Genomic DNA, 21,897 nt, shown 5'->3' with positions numbered 1-21,897 from the left:
TCGCTTCCCTCCTCCGCCTTGCGATCGCACGCACCAGACCCCGCCAGCCCCGCCCTTCCGGGCGGCCGACGCTACTTTGACGACACTCCCTAGGGAGCTCGCGGCCGTCACCGAGCTGCACGGCATCGCGGGTCACCGCCGTCGCCTTCGCGCCGGGGCCCTCGAGCACGGTCACACCGAGTTCGGCCAGCCGCTCGGCGACCGAGCGCCGACCCCGCGGGTGCAGGTACGGGCCGAGCGCGTCGCCGCAGACCAGGGTCACGGTCCGGCCCGCCTCCGCCAGCTCGGCGGCGGTCTCGATGCCGGTCGGACCGGCGCCGACAACGGTCACCGGAGCCGTGGCGGGAGCGGCGTCGACGATCCGCCGCAGCCGCTGCGCCTCCTCGAGGTCGGCAATGGGACGGGCGAACTCGGCCGCTCCCGGCACGTGCGGGTCGGCGCTGCCGCTGCCCACCGCGTAGATCAGGTAGTCGTAGCCGACGGCGGCGCCGCTCGCGAGCGTGAGGCCGCGCCCGGCCGCGTCGATCCGCGTCACGGTGTCGACCACGAGACCGATGCTCCCGGCCAGCACGTCTCGGTAGTCGACGACCGCGTCGTGGGACCCGCCCACCACCTGGTGCAGGCGGATCCCGGCTCACCGCTCGCACCGTAAATCGAACACGTGCTTGAATTGGTGGATGCAGTGCACCCCCTTCCCCGACGACCTGGTCGGACTCCAGGCCGAGTGGCTCCGTACCTACCGGGAACTGGCCCGGCGGCCCGCAGCGGCCGGCACGACCACGCTCCGCCGCCGGCTGATCGCGCTCTCGCGCGCGATCTGCGCCCATCCGTACTGGTCGTGCCCGGTCCGAACGGCGGGCGGCCCGGTCGAGCTCCGCCGCGCGGCGAGCGCCCAAGGCTGGGCGAGGGCGGCATGACGAGCGGCTGCCCCGGAGGCGACCAGCGACACGGGGTGCCGGTCCCCGCTCCCCGCCTGGTCGTCCATCCACCGGACCACCGCGGGTGGCGCCGGGTGCGGTGGGGCGGTCAGAGCCTGGGCACGGCGTACCGGATCAGCGACATCGCCGTCTTCCTCGCCGCGACGGGGATGGAGGACGCCGAGGACTTCGACGTCACGGACCCCGCCCTGGTCGACTGGCGCGGCGTCGGTCGCGGCCTGCTCGCGCTCCAGGTCGACGTACGCGGCGTCGACCACGGCCTGCTCGGCGACCGCGCCGTGGAAGTCCGCGTCCTTCGCGCCGTACAGCTTCGGCAGCGGGTCACCGTCGCTGATCCAGTTGCGCCAGTCCCGTTCCACCTCGGCGAGGTGCCGGAGCAGGCCGAGCAGCGACATCGTCGAGGGCGGAATCGACCGGCGGGCCAGCTGCTCCGCATCCAGACCCTCGCATTTCATCCGCAGGGTTATGCGGTAGTTCGTCAGGAAGTCCAACAGCGTCGCAAGCTCGCCCTCCGGACTGTCCTCGTTGTTGCGGAGGTCGTCGTCCGGGTCGGCCCACATGTCGGGGTAGACGGTTGCCTGGGTCCATCGCGCGGGTTGGTCACTCATGCCTTGCATGATCGTCTGCGATGGTCCGGGTCCGCTACCGACTTCCTGCTCCGAGATGGGAATCAAACGTAGGGCGAGGCCACGCCGAGGCTGCCGGTTCTGAGTTCGCCGTCAGTGGTTTCGGGACATGTGGGCGAGGACCTGAGCGGCACTGTCGGGCGCGAAGGCGCTGTCGATTCCCTCGGCGGCGCCTTCGGCGGCTTCCCCGGACCGGGGCAGCAGAAGGTTCTCGTAGGCGCGGACGGCGTCGTCGATGACGCTGTTGTCGATGAGGGCGCGTGCGAGGTCGGCGCCGTCGAGCATGGCGAGGTTGGCGCCCATCCCGGAGAACGGCGACATGAGATGGGCGGCGTCGCCGAGGAGGGTGAGGCCGGGGGTGTGTTGCCAGGTGTGCGGGACGGGCAGGGCGTACAGAGGCCTGTTGACGTACCCGCTGTCCGTGTCGGTGATGAAGCCGAGCAGGTCGCGGCTCCAGCCGGTGAACTCCTCGAGCAGCGCTTCGCGGACGGCGCCTTCGTCGGCCAGGTCGAGGCCGGCCTTCCGGTACCAGTTCTCCTCGGTGCGCATGCCGATGTAGATGCGGATGTGCTGGTGGCTGTTGCGCTGGGCGACAAGGCCCCGGTTGTCGTCGAGAGCCATCATGGTGCCGGCGCCGGTGAGGGACGCGAGCGCGGGGTGGCGGGTGTCGGCGTCGTCGAGGCCGGTTTCGACGAAGGTGACGCCGGTGTAGACCGGCGTTGCGCCGGAGAGCAGGCGGCGGACTTGCGACCAGGCGCCGTCGGCTCCGACGACGAGGTCGGCCTCGGTGGTGGTGCCGTCGGCGAAGTGCAGGCGGTGGGTGCCTCCGGTGAGGGGTTCGACGTGTGCGGGCTTGTGGCCCCAGTGCACGGTGCCGGGATCGAGTGAGTCCAGCAGGAGATCGCACAGCTGACCGCGGTCGATTTCCGGGTTGCCGTCCTCGGCGTCGGCCTCGGGCGGTACGGCGTCGAACAGGACGCTTCCGTCGCGGCCGACCAGGCGCATCTGCTGGCCTTCGGGGCGGGCCAGTGCCAGGAAGTCTTCCAGTAGTCCGGCTTCGCGCAGGGCGTCCTGGCCTGAGTCGGGGTGCATGTCGAGGGTGCCGCCCTGGTCGCGGGCGGAACGGGAGGCGTCCCGTTCGTGGACGGTGGCGGCGATGCTGTGCTGTTGGAGGATCCGGGCGCAGATCAGGCCGCCGGGTCCGGCACCGATGATCGCGATGCGGGGCGTGCTGGAGCTGGTCATGGTGGTGTTCCGTTTCAGGAGGATCGGCAGGCAGGAGAAGGAACGCTGCGGCCGGGCAGTGCCACGCGGCCGAGCCGTTCCAGAAGAGCACGCTCCACTCAAAAGTGCAACAACACAACTTTTGAAGCTGCTCAACCAAAGGTGTAGGGTCCGAGGCATGAGCGAGAAGACCGCGAACCACATGCCGCCGGGGCGCCGCGAGCGCAAGAAGGCCGCCACCCGGCAGTCCCTGGCCGATGCCGCTCTGCGCCTGTTCCTCGAACGCGGCTACGACCAGGTCGGCATCCGCGACATCGCCGACGCCGCAGACGTGTCCACCACCACCCTCTTCAAGCACTTCCCCGTGAAAGAGGCACTCGTCTTTGACGAGGACGCCGACCAGGAAGCCCGGCTGCTCGCCGCCGTACGCGACAGGCCCCGGGGCCAGTCCGTGCTCGCTGCCCTGCGCGAGCACGCCCTGCGCTACCGGGTCGGCGCCCGGGACGGCGACGCGGACTTCGCCGCCTTCGTCGAACTCGTCGAGAGCACCCCGGCCTTGCGCGACTACGCCCAGAACATGTGGCTGCGCCACGAAACCGCGCTCGCACACGCCATCGCCGACGCGGCCGGAGCTCCCGCCGACGATCCGCACTGCGCGGCGCTCGCCCACTTCGTCCTGGAAGCACCCCGCACTGCGCGCGGACGCGCCGACGGACGCGAAAGGGTGGCCCGCGCGTTCGACCTCCTCGAACGAGGCTGGAACGGCGTCGGTCCCGGAGCCTGAGGCGCGGAAGCGACGGTTTCCGTGCGGGCGGCTGGTCGTTATGGGGGGAGGAAGGAGGTCCGCCATGCCAGCGCAAGGACCTGCGAAGCAACCCACGGCCGAGCTCGACGACCGCTACAGCTCCGCGCTCAATCCCCGCCCGGGTGCCTCGGACGTCACCGCTACCGAATGGGACGAGGCCCAGCGGCAGTTGGAGGCCGCCGAGATCTTCTGGGTCTCCACGGTGCGGCCCGACGGCCGGCTGCACGTCACCCCCGTGATCGCCACCTGGCACGACGGGGTGCTGTACTTCTCGACCGGCGCGGGGGAGCAGAAGGCGAAGAACCTCGCCCATGACGGGCACTGTGCGCTGACCACCGGGGGAAACTCGCTCACCGCAGGGCTCGACCTCGTCGTCGAGGGCACTGCTGAACCGGTCGCCGATCCGACGGTGCTGGAGGAGGTGATCGCGGCGTACGAGGCGAAGTACGGGGCGCACATCACCTCGGCCGAAGGCGCCTTCCACGGGATCGGGGATGCGTTCCGGAGGGGTGACGCGGTGGTGTTCGCGGTCGCCCCGGCCACGGCGTACGGCTTCGGTCGGGACAACGGGGTCTACAGCCATACGCGATGGGCGTTCTGAGCAACAGGGCCCCGCGGAGCCGCGGGCGGGCCTCCGGGCCGGGGACGTGGTGCGCGGACGGTTTCTACGTCGTGCGGGTGAAGGCACGGCGGTAGGCGCGGGGCGGGACTCCCCGGCGGCGGACGAACTGTTCGCGCAGGACCGCAGCGCTTCCGTATCCGACCCGGCGGGCGATCTCCTCGACCGGGAGGTCCGTCGTCTCCAGCAGTTCCTCCGCCCTGCTCAGGCGCAGGCTGCGCAGCCAGGCGTGCGGGGTCGTGCCGGTCGCGGCGGTGAAGCGGCGGGCGAAGGAGCGTTTGCTCATCATCGCGCGGCGGGCCAGTTCCGTGACGGGCAGCGGCTCGTGGAGGTGCTCGCGGGCCCAGCCGAGGACCTCGGCGAGCCGTTCGTCCCGGCCGTTCTCGGGGACCGGCGCGGCCAGGTACTGCGCCTGGCCGCCGTCGCGGTGGGAGGGCAGCACCATGTCCCGGGAGACGCCGTTGGCCAGCGCGGCGCCGTGCTCCCGCCTCAGCAGGTGGAGGCACAGGTCGAAGCCCGCCGCGGCTCCCGCGCCCGTGACGATGCTCCCTTCGTCGATGTAGAGCGCGTCGGGTTCCACGGTGACGTCCGGGTGGCGGCCGGCGAGCAGTTCGGCGAACCGCCAGTGGGTGGTCGCCCGCCGGCCGTCGAGCAGTCCGGCGGCGGCGAGCGCGAACGTGCCGACGCAGTGGGCCGCGACCACGGCGCCGCGCTCGTGCCCGGCCCTCAGCGCCTCGAGTACGGCGGGGGCGGGCGGGGTACGGAATCCGGCCCCGGGCAGGGCGATCAGCAGATCGGCGCCCGCCAGCCGGTCCAGCCCGTGCGCGACGGAGAGCGGTACGCCGCAGTCCGTGGGCACCGGTCCGGGCCGGTCGGCGCACAGGGCGAGATCGAAACCGGGCAGCGCCGCTCCGTGGGGACCGAACACCTCGGTGACGATGCCGACGGCGAGCATCCCGACGCCGGGAGGGACGTACGCGGCAACGGTCTTGAAAGGCGACACGGTCGCAGTGTGGCACACGGCTGGCACGAATCCTGCGATGAGAGGCAGCAGTGCCACTCGTGAACTCCCTTCGCACCCGGAAGGATTGAGGCCATGACAGACGCACCGCTCGGCCGCAGCGCCGCATACAAGGTCCTGACCACCGGCTACGTGGGTTCCACCGGCCCCGGGGTCGCCGCGACCGTCTCCTACGTACACGACGCAGGACGGCACGTGATCTTCGACCCGGGCATGGTCGCGAGCCACGACGACATCCTTGCCCCGCTCGCGGAACTGGGCCTCGGCCCCGAGGACATCACCGACGTGGTGCTCAGCCACCACCACCCGGACAACACCATGAACGTGGGCCTCTTCGGCCGTGCCCGGGTGCACGACCACAAGGTGGAGTACCTGGGTGACCAGTGGACGAACCGGGACGCGGAGGGCTACGAACTCACCCCGTCGCTACGCCTGATCCGCACCCCGGGCCACAGCCTCGAGGACATCACACTGCTGGCCGGCACGGACTCCGGCGTGGTGGCCTTCGCCGGCGACCTGTGGTGGCACGCGAACGGCCCGGCGGACGACCCGGTGGCCCCGGACCGCGAGGTACTGCGCGCCTCCCGGCTGCGGGTGCTGGCCGCGGCGGACCTGATCGTGCCCGGCCACGGCAGCCCGTTCAAGGGCGACGACACCACCCCGCGCTAGAGGTGGCACGGGCCCGGCGGAGCTGCGCGTCGGCGGGGGCTCAGGGGCGGCGGCAGCCGGGGCAGCCTGCGTCAGGCATGCGGGAGCCGTCGCCGCGAGGGCGGCGACGGCTCCCGGGGATGGGCGGGCAGGTCAGGGGCAACTGATGCGGATGTCGCCCGGGTCGGTGGTGCAGGTGTCGGTGCCGGTTCCGCCGTTCGCGGTGTCGTTGCCCGCGACGGCGTCGGTGGTGGTGAGGCGGTCGTTGCCGTAGTAGCCGGTCAGGGTGTCGTTGCCCGGTCCGCCGTTCAGGGTGTCGTCGCCGAAGCCGCCGTCGATGTCGTCGTTGCCGTAACCGCCGTGGACGGTGTCGTTGCCGTAGCTCGCGCGGACGACGTCGTTGCCGCCGAGTCCGCAGATCACGTCATTGCCGAAGCCGCCGGTCAGCGTGTCCGCACCGCTGGTGCCGATGATCGTGCAGCCGCGCGAGTTGTTCACCGAAGTGGTCGCGGTGGCCCTGTTGTCGGTGGTCACCGGGTCCTGCTGGGTGGCGCTGACGTTCGCCGTGTTCGTGACGGTACCGGTGGCCCGGGGCTCGGCCGTCACCGTGACCGTCGCGCTCGCACCCGGGGACAGCGAGCCGAGGGCGCAGTCGGCCCCGGTCGCAGTGGTCGTGCACGTGCCTTGCGAGGGAGCGGCCGAAGTGAGGCTCACGCCGGCGCCGGAGAGCGTGTCCGTCAGCGTGACGCCGGTCGCGACGGCGGTGGAGGTCGCGGAATTGGAGACCGTCACGGTGTACGAGGCGCGGTCGCCGATGCTCACGGTGGCCGTACCGGTCTTCGTCACCGACAGGTCCGCCGTCGCCGGCGGGGGCGGCGGTGTGCCGTCGCCGCCCTGGTAGCGGGCGACGGCGAAGGCGTAGCCCGCCCCGTAGCCCGCCGCGACGATGTTGCCGTCCGGCTGTACGAGCACCCCGCGGGCCTCGTCGAAGTCGCCGAAGCCGGTGACCGCGAAGCCGTCGCCGCCGAAGCCGGTGTCCGGCGTTCCGTTGGGGTTGAAGCGGGCCAGGCCGAAGTCGTTGGCCTCGGAACTGTTCGGGTCGTCGGCCCGGCCGGCGAGGACGATCTTGCCGTTCTGCTGGAGCGCCATGGCGTTCGCGGTTCCGCCGTCACCGGGGAAGCTGACGGAGGTGCGCCCGCCGGTGCCGAAGCCGGAGTCGGGGCTGCCGTCGGCGTTGTAGCGCAGGAGGGCGACGCCGGTGTCGCGGGAACCCGCGGCGACGACCTTGCCGTCCGGCTGCACCGCCACGGCGTTGCCGAACTCGGTGCCGCCGAAGTCGGCGGTCACCATGCCGTCACCGCTGAAGGTGGGGTCGAGGCTGCCGTTGGGCAGGTAGCGGGCCACGCCGATGTCGAAGGCGGTGTTGCCCACGTAGCCGACCGAGACGATCTTGCCGTCCGGCTGGAGGGCCATGCCGCGGGCGGTGCCGCCGGCGTCCTGGGGCGAGGTGGGCGTGAAGCCCGCGACCACCGCGCCGTCGCCGCCGAGGGTCGGGTCCAGGTTTCCGCCGGCGTCGAGGCGGACCAGCGCGAAGCCTCCGCCGCCGCCCTTGCCCGCGGCGATGATCTTGCCGTCGGGCTGCACCGCCACGTCCGCACCGTCCGCGGACCCGCCGAACTCGTCGACCCGTACCAGGCCGCCGTCGCCGAAGCCGGTGTCCGGAGTGCCGTCGGTGTTGTAGCGGGCCACGGAGAAGAAGCAGCAGCCGCCGCCTTCCTCCGCAACCACCTCGGTGGTGCCCGCCACGACGATCTTTCCGTCCGAGGGCTGGATCGCCACCGCGTTCGCCGAGTGGCTGCCGCCGCCGAAGTCGCTGGTCACCGTGCCGTCTCCGGCGAAGCCGGAGTCGAGGCTGCCGTTGGTGCCGTACCGGGCGAGGGCGAAGCCGGCCCCGCTCAGGCCCACCACGACCAGCTTGCCGTCGGCCTGCCGCGCGATGTCGTGGCCCTCCGCCCCTCCCGGGAAGGAAGTGATCACCCGGCCGTCGGGCCCGAAGGCCGGATCCGGATCGCCGGGTGCGGCCAGCGCACTGCCGGGCAGCGCGAGTACGAGCGCCAGGCCGAGCGCGGCGGCCAGCACCCCGGTCGTCCGGCCCGGCCTGCGGCGCCGCCGTTGCGCGGGTCTCAGGTGTGCGTGGGGCATGGGCGTACGAACCTCCGGCCTCGCGGGGTGCAGGGAGCAGCGCACAGCTTCGTACCGCAGCCCGCCCATGCCCCCGCGACCCGTGCCGCACTTGGCCCACTCGGCCCCGGGAACCACCCCCGCGGGGGAGCGCACTGGGGCGATCGCGGTCTCGTGCCGCTGCGCTCAGCCCGGTTCGCAGCGCGACCAGGAAGCGCTCGCTCCGCCGCGGCCCGCTGCTCCGAACGGCTGGTCCCGCACCTGCGGCTGCCGGGTCGTCACACGTTCGCGTGAGCGCCGCGCGTCCGGCGGATCGTCGCCGCGGGCCCCCGGCCCTGGACCGGGGGCCCGCGATCCCGCTGCGCTCAGTCCTCGCCGTCCAGGCGGAAGCCGACCTTCAGGCCTACCTGGTAGTGCGCGACCGTGCCGTTCTCGATGTGGCCGCGTACCTGCGTGACCTCGAACCAGTCCAGGTTGCGCAGCGTCTGGCCCGCCCGGGTGATCCCGTTGCGGATGGCCTGATCGATGCCCTCGGGGGAGGTGCCGACGATTTCGGTCACCCGGTAGGTGTGGTTGGACATGGGGTCTCCCGACGGTGGGTGCTTATGCCTCGTTCTACGGTGCCCCAGTAAGTCCGTCTCCGCGAACTTTGTGTGAACAGTCCCGAGCGAAAGACCCTTGACCCACCCATTGGTCTATGCCAATTTCGAGCCATCTGAGATCCGTCTGAGATCGATCCCCAGAAGGTGACCCCTCGTGAAGATGCGCCTCCTCGCCATGTGCACCGCCCTCGCCGCCGCCGCGACCGCCCTCACCGGCTGCAGCAAGCTGGAAGGACCGGCCGAAGGGACGCAGAAGGTGACGCTCTGGCTGATGAAGGGCAGCGCGTCGGAGGACTTCATCGCGAAGTTCACCGCCTCCTTCGAGAAGGAGCACCCCGGCGTCGACCTCGACGTCAAGATCCAGGAGTGGACGGGCATCGGCGAGAAGGTCAACGCCGTGCTGGCCGGCAGGAGCGGCGAGAGCGCCGACGTCATCGAGGTCGGCAACACCCAGGTCGCCCAGTACATCGAGGCCGGCGGCCTCTCCGAACTCACGCTCGAGGGCCTGCGCGAGTGGGGCAACAAGGACTGGCTCAAGGGCCTCTCCGACCCGGGAAGCATCAACGGGGCCCAGTACGGAATCCCCTGGTACGCCGCCAACCGCGTGGTGATCTACAACAAGGACCTCTTCGCGAGCGCCGGGATCAAGACCCCGCCCAAGAACCGGCAGGACTGGATCCAGGCCACGCAGAAGCTCGACAAGGGCGACCAGCAGGGCATCTACCTGGCCGGGCAGAACTGGTACGTCCTCTCCGGGTTCATCTGGGACGAGGGCGGCGACCTCGCCGTCGAGACCAGCGGACAGTGGGCCGGCACCCTCGACGACGAGAAGGCCCTGGCCGGCATGGAGTTCTACAAGCAGCTGCAGGCCCTCGGCGACGGCCCCAAGGACGCCGACGAGGAGACGCCCCCGCAGTCCGAGGTCTTCGCCCACGGTCAGGTCGCCCAGATCATCGCCCCGCCCGGCCAGGCCGCCGCGATCGAGGCCGCCAACCCGGCGCTCAAGGGCAGGCTCGGCTTCTTCCCGATCCCCGGCAAGTCTTCCGACAAGCCCGGCGCCGTCTTCACCGGCGGCTCCGACCTGATCATCCCCGAACGGACGAGGCAGCGGGCCCGAGCCGTCGAAGTGATCACCGCCCTGGTCAGCGAGACCTGGCAGACCGAGCTCGCCCGCACGATGAGCTACGTACCGAACAAGACCACCCTCGCGCACGTGGTCGACGGCAACGAGGGCGCCGCCAGCATGGCGCCCGGAGCCGCCCAGGGCCGGGCCACCCCGAAGTCCGCCCGCTGGGCCCGGGTCGAGGCCGAGAACCCGATCAAGCCCTACATGACGGCCGTACTCACCGGCCGGGACCCCCGGCAGGCCGCCAAGGCGGCCTCGGAGACGATCACCACGGTCCTGGGCGCCGACCGCTGAGCCCGCCGAGTTCAGCGTTCGCACATCCAAGTGCCGCTGAGCGGTCATGTCGAATCCAGCCGGTCACGGAAGAAGTAAAGGAGCCAGGCCACCACACCTGCCGGCCTGGCTTCCGTGCCCGGATCAGGAGCCGCCATGACCATCGCCCCCCTGTCCCCGTCCACCCTGCCCCCCACCGTCACCGCCGCGGCCGTCCCCGCCGCCGTCACCCCCGCCGCCGCGCCCGTCGCGGCACCCGCCGCCCTCCCCGCCACCCCCCGCTACGCCGTCCGCCTCGCCCGCAACGAGGACGAGGTACGCGCCGCCCAGCGGCTGCGCCATCAGGTCTTCGCCGGCGAGCTCGGCGCCCGCCTCGACGGACCCGAGCCGGGCCTGGACTCCGATGCCTTCGACGCGTACTGCGACCACCTCCTCGTCGTCGAGGAGGAGACCGAGCAGGTCGTCGGCACCTACCGGCTGCTGCCCCCGGAGCGCGCCGCCGTCGCCGGCCGGCTCTACTCCGAGAGCGAGTTCGACCTCTCCGCCCTCGCCCCGGTCCGCCCCGACCTCGTCGAGGTCGGCCGCTCCTGCGTCCACCCCGACCACCGCAACGGCGCCGTCATCGCCCTGATCTGGGCCGGCCTCGCCCGTTACATGGACCACTCCGGCCACAACTGGCTCGCCGGCTGCTGCTCGATACCGCTCGCCGACGGCGGGGTCCTGGCCGCCGCCACCCGCGAGAGCGTCCTCACCCGCAACCTCGCCCCCGAGGAGTACCGGGTCACCCCCCACCTCCCCTGGAACCCCGAAGGCATCACCTTCCCGGCCCGCATGGAGCTGCCCCCGCTGCTCCGCGGCTACCTGCGCCTGGGCGCCTGGGTCTGCGGCGAGCCCGCCCTCGACGCCGAGTTCGGCTGCGCCGACCTCTACGTCCTGCTCTCCCTGCGGCGCACCAACCCGCGCTACCTCAAGCACTTCCTCTCGCTCGCCCCGGTCGCATGAGCGTCTGGCTGCCCACCTCGCCCTGTACCCCCGAGGCCTGCGCCGGCCACGAGGGGGACAGAGCGAGCGCTGCCCGCGCGGTGCTCCGGCTCACCGCCGCCGTCGCCCTGATCCTGCTCGGGATCCTGGGCGCCCCGCCGGTCCGGCTGCTCCCCGCCCGTCCCCGCCACGCGCTGGTGCGGGCCTGGGCGACAGCCCTGCTCCGGGCCTTCGGCATACGGATCACCGTGCACGGAAGTCCCGGCCCGGACGGCGGCCGCCTGATCGTCGCCAACCACATCTCCTGGCTGGACATCCCGCTCGTCGCCGCCGCCCTGCCCTGCCGGATGCTGGCCAAGAGCGACATACGCGACTGGCCGGTGCTCGGCCCGCTCTCCCGGCAGAGCGGAACACTGTTCATCGAGCGGGACCGGATCCGGGCCCTCCCCGCCACCGTCGAGACCATCACCGGCGCCCTGCTGGCCGGCGACCGCGTCACCGTCTTCCCCGAGGGCAGCACCTGGTGCGGCCGCGCCCAGGGCCCCTTCCGGCGGGCCGCCTTCCAGTCCGCCCTGGACGCCCGGGTGCCCGTGCAGCCCGTACGGCTCGCGTACCGGCTGCCGGACGGGAGCCTCGCCGCGGCGCCCGCCTTCGTCGGGGACGATCCGCTGACCGCCTCCCTGTGGCGGATCGCCCGGGCCCGCGGGGTGCGGGCCGAGGTCCGGCTGCTGCCGCGGATCCCGCCGGGCCGTCACACGGACCGGCGGGAGCTCGCGGCCGCGGCTCAGGCGGCGCTCGCCTCCGGCTCCGTCCCCGCCTCCTCACTGCTCGCAGGGGTGCCGGCCCAGCCGCCCGCCCCGTCGGCCACCGCCAGGGACAGCGCGAAGCGGCCCTCGGCGTCCGTCCACCACTGCGTCAACTCCAGCCCCGCCTCGGCGAGTTCCTTCCGTACGCCCTCCTGACGGAACTTCGCGGAGACCTCCGTCAGGATCTCCTCACCCGCTGCGAACGGCACCACCAGATCCAGCGCCCGGACCTTCACCACAAGCTCCGACCGAGCCCGCAGCCGCATCTCGATCCACTCCTGCTCCCGATTCCACACCGCGACGTGCGCGAAGTCGTCGGTGTGGAAATCCGCGCCCAACTCCCGGTTGACGACGGCCAGGACGTTCTTGTTGAACTCGGCCGTCACCCCCTGCGCGTCGTCGTACGCGGCCACCAGGACGGCCTCGTCCTTCACCAGGTCCGTCCCCATCAGCAGGGCGTCCCCGGGTGACAGCATCGCCCGTACGGAGGCCAGGAACGCGGCGCGCTCCGGCGGCAGCAGATTGCCGACCGTGCCGCCGAGGAACACCACCAGCCGCGGGCCGGGAGCCGGCGGCAGTTGCAGCGGCTTCGTGAAGTCGGCCACCAGGGCGTGCACGTGCAGCCCCGGGTGCTCCGCGAGCAGCGTCTCGGCCGCCCCCTCCAGGGCGCTCCCGCTCACGTCCACCGGGATGTACGTGTCCAGCGCGGGCATCGCCTCGATCAGGTGCCGGGTCTTCTCCGAGGAGCCGGAGCCCAGCTCCACCAGCGTGCGCGCCCCGCTCGCCGAGGCGATCTCCCCGGCCCGCGCCAGCAGGATCTCCCGCTCGGCGCGCGTCGGATAGTACTCGGGCAACCGGGTTATCTCCTCGAAGAGCTCACTGCCCCGGGCGTCGTAGAACCACTTGGGCGGCAGCACCTTGGGGGACACCGTCAGTCCGTGCAGGACGTCCGCGCGCAGCGCGGTCTCGGCGGAGTGCTCGTCGAGGGTGCGGGTCAACTGGAAGTCGCTCACTGAGAGGTCTCCTTCAGCGGGGTCAGGACGACCCGTGTGCCATGGGTGGTCAGCAGGGTCCGGTCGGGTACTTCGCACCAGCGGGGGTCGTCGTCGTACGGCTCGGACGCCACCACGATGCGCTGCGCCGCGGCGTCGGCGGGAGCCGTGCCGGTCGGACGCGCCGCACCGGCGGGAGGCGGCCCGTCGGCCGGATGCACCGTGTCGGCCAGGTACCAGAGCGAATCGCCCCAGGCCGTCGCGGCGATGCCGGTGCCATCGGTGAGCAGCAGGTTCAGCCGGGAGCCGGGCGAGGCCGCCGCTACCTCCCGCACCGGCTCGGCGAGCGCCGTGCCGAGGTCGTCCCCCCGCTGCAGCCGGTGCAGCACCAGCGCCCAGATCAGCGCCGAATCCGTGCCCGCGGCCAGGGACAGCAGCTCCTCGGGCGGCAGGGCGGCCGCGAGCGGCGCCGCCGCCTCCGGCCAGCCGCGCACCGCCCCGTTGTGGCTGAACAGCCACGGCCCGGACGCGAACGGCGCGGCCGCGGCCTCCCCGTCCGCCCCGAACACGGTGGCGTCCCGTACGGCGGCCAGCGCGGCCCGCGTCCGTACCACCCGGGCCAGATCGGCGAAGTTCAGGTCGCCCCAGATCGGCCCGGCCCGCCGGTAGCGGGCGGGGACCGGGTCGCCCTCCGCGTACCAGCCGACGCCGAAGCCGTCGGCGTTGACCGTGCCGTGACGCTGCCGGCGCGGCTCCCAGGACTGCCGTACGAGGGAGTGCTCCGGCTCGCTCAGCAGCCGGGCCAAGGGCACCTCCGGCCCCAGGAACACGATATGACGGCACATCAGACGTCCCTCGCGGTCCGGAAGCCGGAGAAGATCTGCCGGCGCACCGGCAGGTCCCAGTTGCGGAAGGTACCCCTGCAAGCCACCGGATCCACGGCGAACGAGCCGCCGCGCAGCACCTTGTGCTCCGGGCCGAAGAACACCTCCGAGTACTCGCGGTACGGGAAGGCCCGGAACCCCGGGTACGGCAGGAAATCGGAGGAGGTCCACTCCCACACGTCGCCGATCAGCTGGCGCACCCCGAGCGGGGACGCCCCGGCCGGGTAGCTGCCCGCCGGAGCCGGACGCAGGTGGCGCTGGCCGAGGTTGGCGTGCGCGGGGGTCGGGTCCTCGTCGCCCCAGGGGTAGCGGGTGGAGCGGCCCGTGGCCGGGTCGTACCGGGCGGCCTTCTCCCACTCCGCCTCCGTGGGCAGCCGCCGCCCCGCCCAGCGCGCGTACGCGTCCGCCTCGTACCAGCTGACGTGCAGCACGGGCTCGTCGGCGGGCACCGGCTCGGTCACGCCGAACCGGCGGCGCAGCCACTGCCCGGCCTCCCGGTGCCAGAACAGCGGCGCCCCGATCCCGTGCCGGCGTATCTGCTCCCAGCCTTCGGGGGCCCACCAGCGCTCGTTCCGGTAGCCGCCGTCCGCGATGAACGCCTGGTACGCGGCGTTGGTCACCGGCACCGTGTCGATCCAGAACGGCCCGGCGTCCCGGGCGTGCGCGGGCCGCTCGTTGTCCAGCGACCACGGCTCGGCCGACGTGCCCATCGTGAACGCGCCGCCGGGGACCAGGACTTCCGGTGTGGGCGGGGCCGCACCCTGCGGCGGATCCGGATCCGGGGCAGTGAGCACCGGCCCGCCCCGGCGCAGCTGATGGGTGATCAGCATGGTTTCGTCGTGCTGCTGTTCGTGCTGGGCGATCATCCCGAAGGCGAAACCGTCGTCCAGCAGCGCGGAGCCCTCCAGCGCAGTGCGCTCCAGCAGGTCGAAGACCCGGCCGCGCACCTCGGCCGTGTAGCGCCGGGCCTCCGCCGGCCCCAGCAGGGGCAGCTTCGGCCGTTCGGAGCGCGGATGCCGGAAGGCGTCGTAGAGCGGGTCGATCTCCGGGTGCAGGGACTCCTGCCCGGCCACGTTGCGCAGCAGCCAGAGCTCCTCCTGGTTCCCGATGTGTGCCAGGTCCCACACCAGCGGGGACATCAGCGGGGAATGCTGTTCGGTGAGGTCCCGGTCGCTCACCGCGTCGGTGAGCAGAGCCGTACGGGCGCGGGCGGCGGTGAGGGCCGCGAAGGCGCGCTCGCGCAGGTCCGCGGGCGTACGGTCCGCGGGCGTACGGTCCGCGGGCGAACGGTCCGCGGGCGCCGGGTGCGTGTGCGTCCGGTCCGCGGAACCGGCGGAAGGCGATGCGGTCATGAGCGGGCCCCCGTCCCGGTGAGCTGCAGGAATCCCTCGTCGGCCGGGGAGCGGCCGCGCAGTACGAAGCGTTCCGTGAAGGCGCCGACCACGTCCTGTACGTGCCGGCTCGCGCCGAGCCGTGGCAGCGCCTCGGCGGCGGCCCGGAAACAGGCGGCCGCGGCCGTGCGCAGCTCCGGATCGGCCAGGCCGTGCCGGGCGGCGGACTGCCACAGCGGATTGCGCGGCGCGGGCCGCGGCCCGTGCGTGTCGGACAGCGCCTTCGCCACCCGGTACGCGCTCTCGGCGGCCTCCGGATCGTCGAACAGTGCGTGTACGACCGCCACCGGGACCAGCCAGCCGTCGTCGCCGGGCTGGGCGTCGATCATCCGGAACTCCAGGTGGCCGCGCGGGCGCACCGGCGGGAACAGCGTGGTCAGGTGGTACTCCAGGTCCTCGGCGGTGGGCGGCCGGAGACCGTCCGGGCGCGTGCCGTGCGGGCCCTGGGCGCCGCCGCCGGCCCGGAGCCAGTCGCGGAAGGTCAGCCCGCGCGGGGCGGCCCAGGGCCCGCCGTCGTGCGACCGTACGCACATCACCTCGGTGTCCAGCGCGTGCCGGACCCACCCGGCCCGCGGTTCGGCGTCCGGCGGCGGAGCGAGCGCGCGCCGGGCGTCGATGTCGCTCCAGATCCCCTGGCGGGCGCACCGCCAGCCGGCGTACGGGCCTTCGTGCGCGGGGGAGTTGGCGAAGGCCGCCACGAACACGGCGCCCAGCAGATGGGCCAGCCGCCAGCGCCGGCCGTACCCGAGGGGGCCCGGTTCCTCGTACCCCGCGTCCACGCAGACCTGCACGGAGGCGGAGGAACACATCATGGCGCGGCCGGCCGGGCCGGTGCGGTCGAAGTGGATCTCCATCGCGTCGTAGCGCGGGCTGGACAGCAGCCGGCGCAGTGGCAGACGCGGATCGCGGCCGGTCCCGTGCAGGACCAGGCCCTGGGATCTGAGGGCGGACCGGACGGCCGTGAGATCGGCCTGCAGGCCGTCCAGGCAGCCGGAGAGGGAGGGGGCGGGGGCCGAGCTGAGCTCGAGCTGGCCGCCGGGCTCGATGCTGAGCCGGGAATTCAGGCGCAGGGCGCGGGCCGCGTCGTGCGCGGCGGTCAACCGGTCGGGCGGCAGTATCTGACCGGGCCGCTCGGCGTCCAGTACGAGCCATTCGAGCTCGGCACCGAGGGTACGGGGCGGGCCGGTCTTGAAACAGATGCCGTGGATCAGATCCTCGGCGGCGGTCTCGCTCAGCGCGGCTGAGGCACCCGGTGTCTGCAGGGTGGGCGGTGCAGGTGAGTCCTGAGGCATGGACGGGTCTCCTGTCCAGTGTTGTGACTTGACCATGCCTACCCGTCCTTGTCGGCCTGAAAAGGTGGGAACGGGCCACCGCGCGGAAAATCTCTGGCCGCGGGTGAACCGCACTGCCGATGATGGTGACGTGAGCAGCAGATTGCGCGAGATCGCGCGGGAGAACGCGACCATCGTGGCGGCCGGTGGATACCGGACGCGGTCGGGGCGGCAGGTCTCCCTTGCCGCCGCCCTGGCGGAAGCCAGGGCCGGAACCAGGATATATGGGCCAAACCGTGTCATTCCAGACGAGGGTTTTCCCGTCGGGCGCTGTGAAACGGCCGTCGAAGTCACGGGGGAGAGCAGCACGGTCGCAGCCCGTAGGCTCACCGCGGACGGTCCGGCGCCGGTCTCCGGGGCTGCGGTGGCCGTCCTGAACTTCGCCTCGGCCCGCAATCCCGGGGGCGGCTACGTCCGCGGGGCCAAGGCCCAGGAGGAGGCGCTGTGCCGCGCCTCGGCCCTGTACGAGACCCTGCTGGAGGCCCCGGAGTACTACGAGATCCACCGCGCGGGGCGCAGCACCTTCTACACCGACCGGGTGATTCACTCGCCCGGGGTGCCCGTCTTCCGCGACGACCGGGGCGAACTGCTGGACACCCCCTTCCGGGCGGGCTTCCTCACCTCCCCGGCACCGAACGCGGGCACCATCCGCCGCCAGGAACCGGAGCGCGCCGCCGAGATCCCGGCGGCACTGGCCCGGCGCGCGGAGCGCGTCCTGGAGACGGCGACACTGCACGGGTACCCCCGGCTGGTGCTGGGGGCCTGGGGGTGCGGGGTGTTCCGGAACGACCCCGCGGAGGTCGCGGAGGCCTTCCGGGCACTGCTGGCGGGGCGTTTCGCGGGGGTCTTCGAACGGGTGGTGTTCGGGGTCCTGGACCGCAATCCGGGGCCCCGGGAGGCGTTCGAGCGGGCCTTCGCGGGGTTCGGGGGGTAGGGGCGGGGCTGGTTCACGGGCGGAGGGGGCCGAGGGAGCCGAAGGGGCCGAAGGGGTGGCGGGGGAGGGCCGGGCCGCGTCGCGCCGGGTCGGGCCCGTGCCAGGCCTGGCCGTGCCGGTCGTGCCGTGCCGTGCCGTACCTGCCGGTCGGGCCCGTGTCAGGCCTGGTCGTGCTGGTCGTGCCGTGCCTGCCGGTCGGGCCCGTGTCAGGCCTGGTCGTGCTGGTCGTGCCGTGCCTGCCGGTCGGGCCCGTGTCAGGCCTGGTCGTGCTGGTCGTGCCGGGCTGATGTCGTTGGGGCCCGCCATACTCGTCGTGTGACCGACCCCGATGCGCTGTTCGACCACATCGCCGCCGACCTCGAGCCGCGCGGCGTCACCGCGGGAGCCATGTTCGGCGCGCGCGCCCTCAAGGCGCACGGGAAGGTCTTCGCCTGCCTCAACGGCGATGCCCTCGCCGTGAAACTCGGGGCGGGCACCCCCGCACACGCCGAGGCCCTGTCCCTGCCCGGCGTCGAGCTCTTCGACCCCTCCGGGGCGGGGCGCCCCTTCAAGGACTGGGTCGCCCTGCCCGCTGCGCAGGCCGGCACCTGGCCGCACTACGCCGAGACCGGGCTGGCCGGCCTCGGCGGCTGATCCGCGGCCCCGGCCGGCCGGCAGGCTACCGCCAGCCGTAGCGCTCGCGGAGCCGGTTCACGACCAGCTGGAACCGGCCCCGGTCCAGGGCGCACGCCTCGCGCCGCATACCCGCCTCGTGCACGCGCAGCACCCGGTCCACGTCGACCCAGGACTCCCGCCCGGCGCTGTCCCAAGGCCCGGTCCCGATCGGCACCCACTCCCGGTCGTTGTCGTGCCGCTTGCTGGACAGCTGTACGGCCAGCAGCGTCCGCCCGCCCGCCTCCCGGGCGACGACCAGCACCGGGCGGTCCTTGCCGCGTCCGTCGTTCTCCTCGAAGGGGACCCAGGTCCAGACGATCTCGCCGGGGTCTGGATCGCCGTCCTTGTCGGGCGCGTACTCGGTGCGCACCGGCCCGATGGCGTGCGGATCGGCCTCGGTGGTGGCCGTGGCCCCGCCGCGTCCGGGCTGCTCGATGGGGTCGGAGCTGTGGTGGGAAAGTGCCGTCATTCGGGTGAGGTTACTGGTTCGGGCCCCCTCGGCGCGGCAGCGCCGGTCAGTCCGTCTGCGGCCGGTCCCAGCCCAGCCGGAGGAAGCTCCCGCGACGGTCGATGACTGCCCGGCTGCCCGGATCTGTGAATGGTCCGCTTGTTGTGTGTGGGGCTGGTCGACGCGAGCGTACGAGCGTACGAGGGGTGCGGGTCAGTCGGTGACCAGCGCCAGGACGAGGCCGTCGTAGCCCTTGCTGCCGACGGTCTGGAGGGCGGTGGCGGTCAACCTCGGGTGCTCGGCGATGAGTTCGGTGAACCGGCGGACGCCCTGGACGCGCGGGTCGGTACTGTCCGGATCGACGACGGCGCCGTCGCGGACGACGTTGTCGCCGACGATGATGCTCCCGGGGCGGGTGAGCTCGAGGGCCCACTTCAGGTAGTCCGGGTTCGACGGCTTGTCGGCGTCGATGAAGACGAGGTCGAACGGGGCCTGGTCCTTGAGCTCGGGCAGCAGGTCGATGGCCCGGCCGCGCCGGATGTCGACGACCTCGTCCAGCCCGGCCCGGGCGATGTTCGCCGCGGCGACGTCGGCGCAGTGCTCGTCGACCTCGAGCGTGACGAGCCGCCCACCGGCGGGCAGGGCCCGGGCCAGCCAGATGGTGCTGTAGCCGCCGAGCGTGCCGATCTCGAGGATGGTGCGGGCGCCGTGGATGCGGGCGAGGAGGTTGAGCAGCTTCCCCTGATTCGGAGCCACTTGGTGCGCGGGCAGTCCCGCGGCATCGGAGTCGACGTTCGCCGCGGCCAGCGCCTCGTCCTCCTCGACGAGCAGCCCGCCGAAGTAGTCGTCGACGGCGGTCCACGTCTGCTGATGCTGAGCCATGAGTGCTCCCGCTCCCCTTCGCTTTGATCTCGCTGCGAGTTAGTTCCCAAACAAAACTTACACGAGATCGGGGAGCTTTCAACGGGTTGTTGAGGGGGTGGGGGCGCGGGCGGGGCGGGGGCGGGGTTCGTGTGCTCGGGGTCGTGAGGGTTGGCCGGGAGGGCGGGGGGTGCCTCTATGTCCTTCGTCAAGGATGTGGTGCCGGGTATGAGGCTGTTTGGGGTGGTCATGCGGCGAGGGTGACCGTGGAGGTTCTGGACTCGTAGAAGGTGCCGTCGCGGAGCGTGGCAAACAGGACGCTGATGCGTTGGCGGGCGAGCCGCAGCAGTGCCTGGGTGTGGGTCTTGCCGCGGGCGCGTTGGCGGTCGTAGTAGGTGCGTGAAGCCGGGTCGGCGTTCATGCAGGCGAAGGCGGAGAGGAACATGGCCCGTTTGAGCTGCGGGTTTCCGCCGCGGGGTGCGTGTTCGCCGTGGATCGAGGTGCCCGACGACTTGGTGGTGGGGGCGAGGCCCGCGTAGGAGGCGAGGTGGGCGGCGCTGGGAAAGCCGGTGCCGTCACCGACGGTGACCAGCAGGACGGCGGCGGTCCTGACGCCGACGCCCGGCATCGAGGTCAGGACCGGGTGAAGAGGGTGGGCCTCCAGCAGGGTGCTGATCTGGGCTTCCAGTGCCCGGCGCTGGTCATGGACCGCGGCGAGCGAGGCGGCCAGGGACGGGATCACGATGTCGAGGGTGCCCGTGCCGGGAACCATGACGGTCTGCTCGTCGAGAGCGTCGAAGACCTCGTCGATCAGCCTCTGTGCCATCCGCGGGGCCTTGGGTCGGATGAGTTCGACGAGTCTGCGGCGGCCGGCTTTGCGCAGTGCGGCCGGGGATCCGTATCGCTCGAGGAGCCAGGTGACGGCCCGGTGGTCCAGTCGCGGGCCGAGCACGCGCTCCAGCGACGGGTGGAGCTGGGTGAGCAGGCCGCGTATCCGGTTGGAGGTGCGGGTGGCTTCTGCGGCGAGGTCCTGATCGAAGCCGGTCAGCACCGTGAGCTCGGCGGTGATCTCGTCGGTCAGCTCCAGCGAACGCAAGGTGTGGGGCATGGTGCGGGCGGCGTCCGCGATGACCGCGGCGTCCTTCGCGTCGGTTTTCGCCTCTCCCGGGTAGAGGTCGGCGATCCGTCGCATGGCCAGTCCGGGCAGGTAGGCGACCTGGCAGCCCGCGTCCCGGGCGACGGTCAGGGGCAGAGCACCGATCGAGGCCGGCTGGTCCACGATCACCAGCACCGTGCCGAACTTCGCGGTCAGCTTGTCGAAGACGGCCCGCAGTTTCGGTTCGCTGTTGGGCATCGGCTTGTCGAAGACCTTCTTGCCCGCCGGCGTCAGCCCGTGGCCGTGGTGAGCTGTCTTGCCGACGTCCATACCCAGGAAGACGCCCACATCGCCGGTGTCTAACATCGCACCCCTCCCGGGTGGTTGACCGTGCCGGCCTCGGCGGTGGCACCGTGCTCGCGCATCCACGTTATGCAGACCTGCCGCCCGCGAACTGCCCGGCATTGCGCCAGGCCAGGCGGTGGCCGGACCTCTCATCAGCGTCTCCGACGGCGCCCCACGGGCCCGGCGACACCACCCCCCAGGTCATCACTTCGACAGAGGGGACACAGTCATACCGGGCCCGGAGGCCAGCGGCCCCATTGCAGGACCGCGAAAAAGATAACGGGGGGGGTGGGGTCTGGGTGTTCGGGGGTGGGAGGGTTGGTCGGGGGAGGGGGGCGGGGTCTGCCGACTCGGCGTCGGGAGGGTCGGCCGGGACGCCCTGGTCGGGGTGCCGGCCGACCGGCGTCGGTGTGTGTCCGGGGGCTTCCCGGCAGTCCACTGTCCTTCCGTGTCGTGCCGGTCCCTCAAGGGCGCTCCCTGCGGTCGCGTCGCTTCGCGATGTCGCTGCGCTCCACCCTTGACCGACCGGCCCGCCCCGGAATGCCAACAGACTGCCGGGAAGCCCCCGAAGGATGGCCGGGGGGTTCATGTTCCGATGAGGGCCCATCAGAGATCCTGACCGGCAGCCCCTGTCCATCCGCACCCAGCCCACCAGGGGCATCGAGAGGGGTCGGAATGAGTGCGCGGGGAGGGGAACGGCTCCCTGAAGGGCCCATAGGCACCCTTTCCGGGTCAGGGTGGGGTCAACCTGCACCAGGCAGCGATGAGATGACGCTGCGGTGCCGGTTGGGCCGTGGACGCCCCAAATCGCTACGCGCTCCTCTCTGCTTGGCGTCCTCGCCCCGCCTGTGGCTGGACGTAGGCCGCCCACGACCGGCACAGGGACGGCCCGGCATGCGACAGCGGGTTGTCTGCCCCTTCTGTTCGCCAGCCGAGAGTCAGAAGGCGCCTTGTCGGAGTGGGAGGTGGAGAAGTCCGGCATCAGGCTCCCTCTCGCCCGCTTTTCGCCCCCAATGGCGTGCAGACGCCAGAAAACCGGCCCACGGGAGGCGTCCGGCGGCCTATGTCCAGCCCCAGACGGCCGCCAGACGCCGAGAGATGAGAAGCACGT

The 21,897-nt window shown here is 72.4% G+C and carries 18 protein-coding genes and 3 pseudogenes; 8 read left to right on the top strand and 13 right to left on the bottom strand.

The genetic code is table 11. The annotated features are described in order from the left end of the window. Window positions 1–91: 91 nt before the first annotated feature. The 3 genes and pseudogenes from ACZ5WG_RS40510 to ACZ5WG_RS40500 form a co-directional block, all read right to left on the bottom strand. Window positions 92–628, bottom strand: a pseudogene (locus ACZ5WG_RS40510) (NAD(P)/FAD-dependent oxidoreductase); the annotation flags it as partial. 510 nt (window positions 629–1,138) lie between these two features. After that, a pseudogene (locus tag ACZ5WG_RS40505) lies at window positions 1,139–1,555 on the bottom strand (mycothiol transferase); the annotation flags it as partial. Between the two features lie 102 nt (window positions 1,556–1,657). Further along, window positions 1,658–2,809 (bottom strand): FAD-dependent oxidoreductase, encoded by a 1,152-nt coding sequence (locus ACZ5WG_RS40500; RefSeq protein WP_468729657.1) that lies wholly within the window; start codon window positions 2,807–2,809, stop codon window positions 1,658–1,660. Between the two features lie 157 nt (window positions 2,810–2,966). Between ACZ5WG_RS40500 and ACZ5WG_RS40495 the strand changes: the two genes are divergently transcribed. Next, window positions 2,967–3,572: a TetR/AcrR family transcriptional regulator gene (locus tag ACZ5WG_RS40495; RefSeq protein ID WP_468729656.1), complete on the top strand. Its 606-nt coding sequence runs from the start codon at window positions 2,967–2,969 to the stop codon at window positions 3,570–3,572. A gap of 64 nt (window positions 3,573–3,636) precedes the next feature. After that, window positions 3,637–4,194, top strand: a complete 558-nt coding sequence (locus ACZ5WG_RS40490; protein ID WP_468729655.1) for a pyridoxamine 5'-phosphate oxidase family protein — start codon at window positions 3,637–3,639, stop codon at window positions 4,192–4,194. Between the two features lie 64 nt (window positions 4,195–4,258). On the opposite strand, the gene ACZ5WG_RS40485 is transcribed toward ACZ5WG_RS40490, so the two are convergent. Continuing rightward, complete coding sequence (locus ACZ5WG_RS40485) at window positions 4,259–5,167, bottom strand: GlxA family transcriptional regulator (protein ID WP_468729658.1); 909 nt, start codon at window positions 5,165–5,167, stop codon at window positions 4,259–4,261. Between the two features lie 141 nt (window positions 5,168–5,308). On the opposite strand from ACZ5WG_RS40485, the gene ACZ5WG_RS40480 reads away from it, so the two are divergent. After that, window positions 5,309–5,902, top strand: coding sequence for an MBL fold metallo-hydrolase (locus tag ACZ5WG_RS40480; protein WP_468729654.1), 594 nt, complete (start codon window positions 5,309–5,311; stop codon window positions 5,900–5,902). Window positions 5,903–6,034: 132 nt separating this feature from the next. Here ACZ5WG_RS40480 and ACZ5WG_RS40475 read toward each other — a convergent pair whose 3' ends face one another. After that, on the bottom strand, window positions 6,035–8,083 hold the full coding sequence (locus ACZ5WG_RS40475) for a calcium-binding protein (protein ID WP_468729653.1): 2,049 nt from the start codon (window positions 8,081–8,083) through the stop codon (window positions 6,035–6,037). Window positions 8,084–8,427: 344 nt separating this feature from the next. Next, the gene (locus ACZ5WG_RS40470; protein ID WP_402314079.1) at window positions 8,428–8,643 is read right to left on the bottom strand and encodes a dodecin; all 216 of its coding nucleotides are present in this window, start codon (window positions 8,641–8,643) and stop codon (window positions 8,428–8,430) included. Between the two features lie 175 nt (window positions 8,644–8,818). Here ACZ5WG_RS40470 and ACZ5WG_RS40465 point away from each other — a divergent pair, with 175 nt between their 5' ends. The 3 genes and pseudogenes from ACZ5WG_RS40465 to ACZ5WG_RS40455 form a co-directional block, all read left to right on the top strand. Beyond that, window positions 8,819–10,084, top strand: a complete 1,266-nt coding sequence (locus ACZ5WG_RS40465) for an extracellular solute-binding protein (protein WP_468729652.1) — start codon at window positions 8,819–8,821, stop codon at window positions 10,082–10,084. A gap of 135 nt (window positions 10,085–10,219) precedes the next feature. Beyond that, complete coding sequence (locus ACZ5WG_RS40460) at window positions 10,220–11,065, top strand: GNAT family N-acetyltransferase (RefSeq protein WP_468729651.1); 846 nt, start codon at window positions 10,220–10,222, stop codon at window positions 11,063–11,065. Continuing rightward, window positions 11,062–11,589 (top strand): annotated as a pseudogene (locus ACZ5WG_RS40455) (lysophospholipid acyltransferase family protein); the annotation flags it as partial. The gene ACZ5WG_RS40460 and the pseudogene ACZ5WG_RS40455, both read left to right, overlap by 4 nt. 239 nt (window positions 11,590–11,828) lie before the next feature. Here the strand turns inward: ACZ5WG_RS40455 and egtD are convergent. The 4 genes from egtD to egtA are packed head-to-tail and all read right to left on the bottom strand — an operon-like array spanning window position 11,829 to window position 16,409. Beyond that, on the bottom strand, window positions 11,829–12,863 hold the full coding sequence (gene egtD, locus ACZ5WG_RS40450) for an L-histidine N(alpha)-methyltransferase (RefSeq protein ID WP_468729650.1): 1,035 nt from the start codon (window positions 12,861–12,863) through the stop codon (window positions 11,829–11,831). Then, window positions 12,860–13,687 carry an ergothioneine biosynthesis protein EgtC gene (gene egtC, locus ACZ5WG_RS40445; RefSeq protein WP_468729649.1) on the bottom strand — a complete coding sequence of 276 codons (828 nt, stop codon included), beginning with the start codon at window positions 13,685–13,687 and terminating at the stop codon, window positions 12,860–12,862. Before egtC ends, egtD begins: the two co-directional genes overlap by 4 nt. Continuing rightward, window positions 13,687–15,078: an ergothioneine biosynthesis protein EgtB gene (gene egtB, locus ACZ5WG_RS40440; protein ID WP_468729648.1), complete on the bottom strand. Its 1,392-nt coding sequence runs from the start codon at window positions 15,076–15,078 to the stop codon at window positions 13,687–13,689. The genes egtC and egtB overlap by 1 nt, the downstream gene beginning before the upstream one ends. Further along, entirely contained in the window at window positions 15,075–16,409 is a 1,335-nt protein-coding gene (gene egtA / locus ACZ5WG_RS40435) for an ergothioneine biosynthesis glutamate--cysteine ligase EgtA (RefSeq protein WP_468729647.1), read from the bottom strand. Before egtA ends, egtB begins: the two co-directional genes overlap by 4 nt. A gap of 130 nt (window positions 16,410–16,539) precedes the next feature. Here egtA and ACZ5WG_RS40430 point away from each other — a divergent pair, with 130 nt between their 5' ends. Both ACZ5WG_RS40430 and ACZ5WG_RS40425 read left to right on the top strand, forming a co-directional pair. Continuing rightward, on the top strand, window positions 16,540–17,382 hold the full coding sequence (locus ACZ5WG_RS40430) for a TIGR02452 family protein (protein ID WP_468729646.1): 843 nt from the start codon (window positions 16,540–16,542) through the stop codon (window positions 17,380–17,382). A gap of 315 nt (window positions 17,383–17,697) precedes the next feature. Continuing rightward, on the top strand, window positions 17,698–18,015 hold the full coding sequence (locus ACZ5WG_RS40425; RefSeq protein ID WP_468729645.1) for a hypothetical protein: 318 nt from the start codon (window positions 17,698–17,700) through the stop codon (window positions 18,013–18,015). Between the two features lie 25 nt (window positions 18,016–18,040). On the opposite strand, the gene ACZ5WG_RS40420 is transcribed toward ACZ5WG_RS40425, so the two are convergent. From ACZ5WG_RS40420 to ACZ5WG_RS40410, 3 genes are all read right to left on the bottom strand, one after another. Beyond that, window positions 18,041–18,505 carry a type II toxin-antitoxin system PemK/MazF family toxin gene (locus tag ACZ5WG_RS40420; RefSeq protein ID WP_468729644.1) on the bottom strand — a complete coding sequence of 155 codons (465 nt, stop codon included), beginning with the start codon at window positions 18,503–18,505 and terminating at the stop codon, window positions 18,041–18,043. Between the two features lie 192 nt (window positions 18,506–18,697). Further along, on the bottom strand, window positions 18,698–19,366 hold the full coding sequence (locus tag ACZ5WG_RS40415; RefSeq protein ID WP_468729643.1) for an O-methyltransferase: 669 nt from the start codon (window positions 19,364–19,366) through the stop codon (window positions 18,698–18,700). Between the two features lie 226 nt (window positions 19,367–19,592). Further along, a complete protein-coding gene (locus ACZ5WG_RS40410; protein ID WP_468729642.1) occupies window positions 19,593–20,807 on the bottom strand; it encodes an IS110 family RNA-guided transposase in 1,215 nt (404 codons plus the stop codon). Between the last annotated feature and the right edge of the window lie 1,090 nt (window positions 20,808–21,897).

The sequence above is a fragment of the Streptomyces sp. NPDC032745 genome, assembly GCF_055579465.1.
This window is presented reverse-complemented; position numbering and strand designations above follow the sequence as displayed.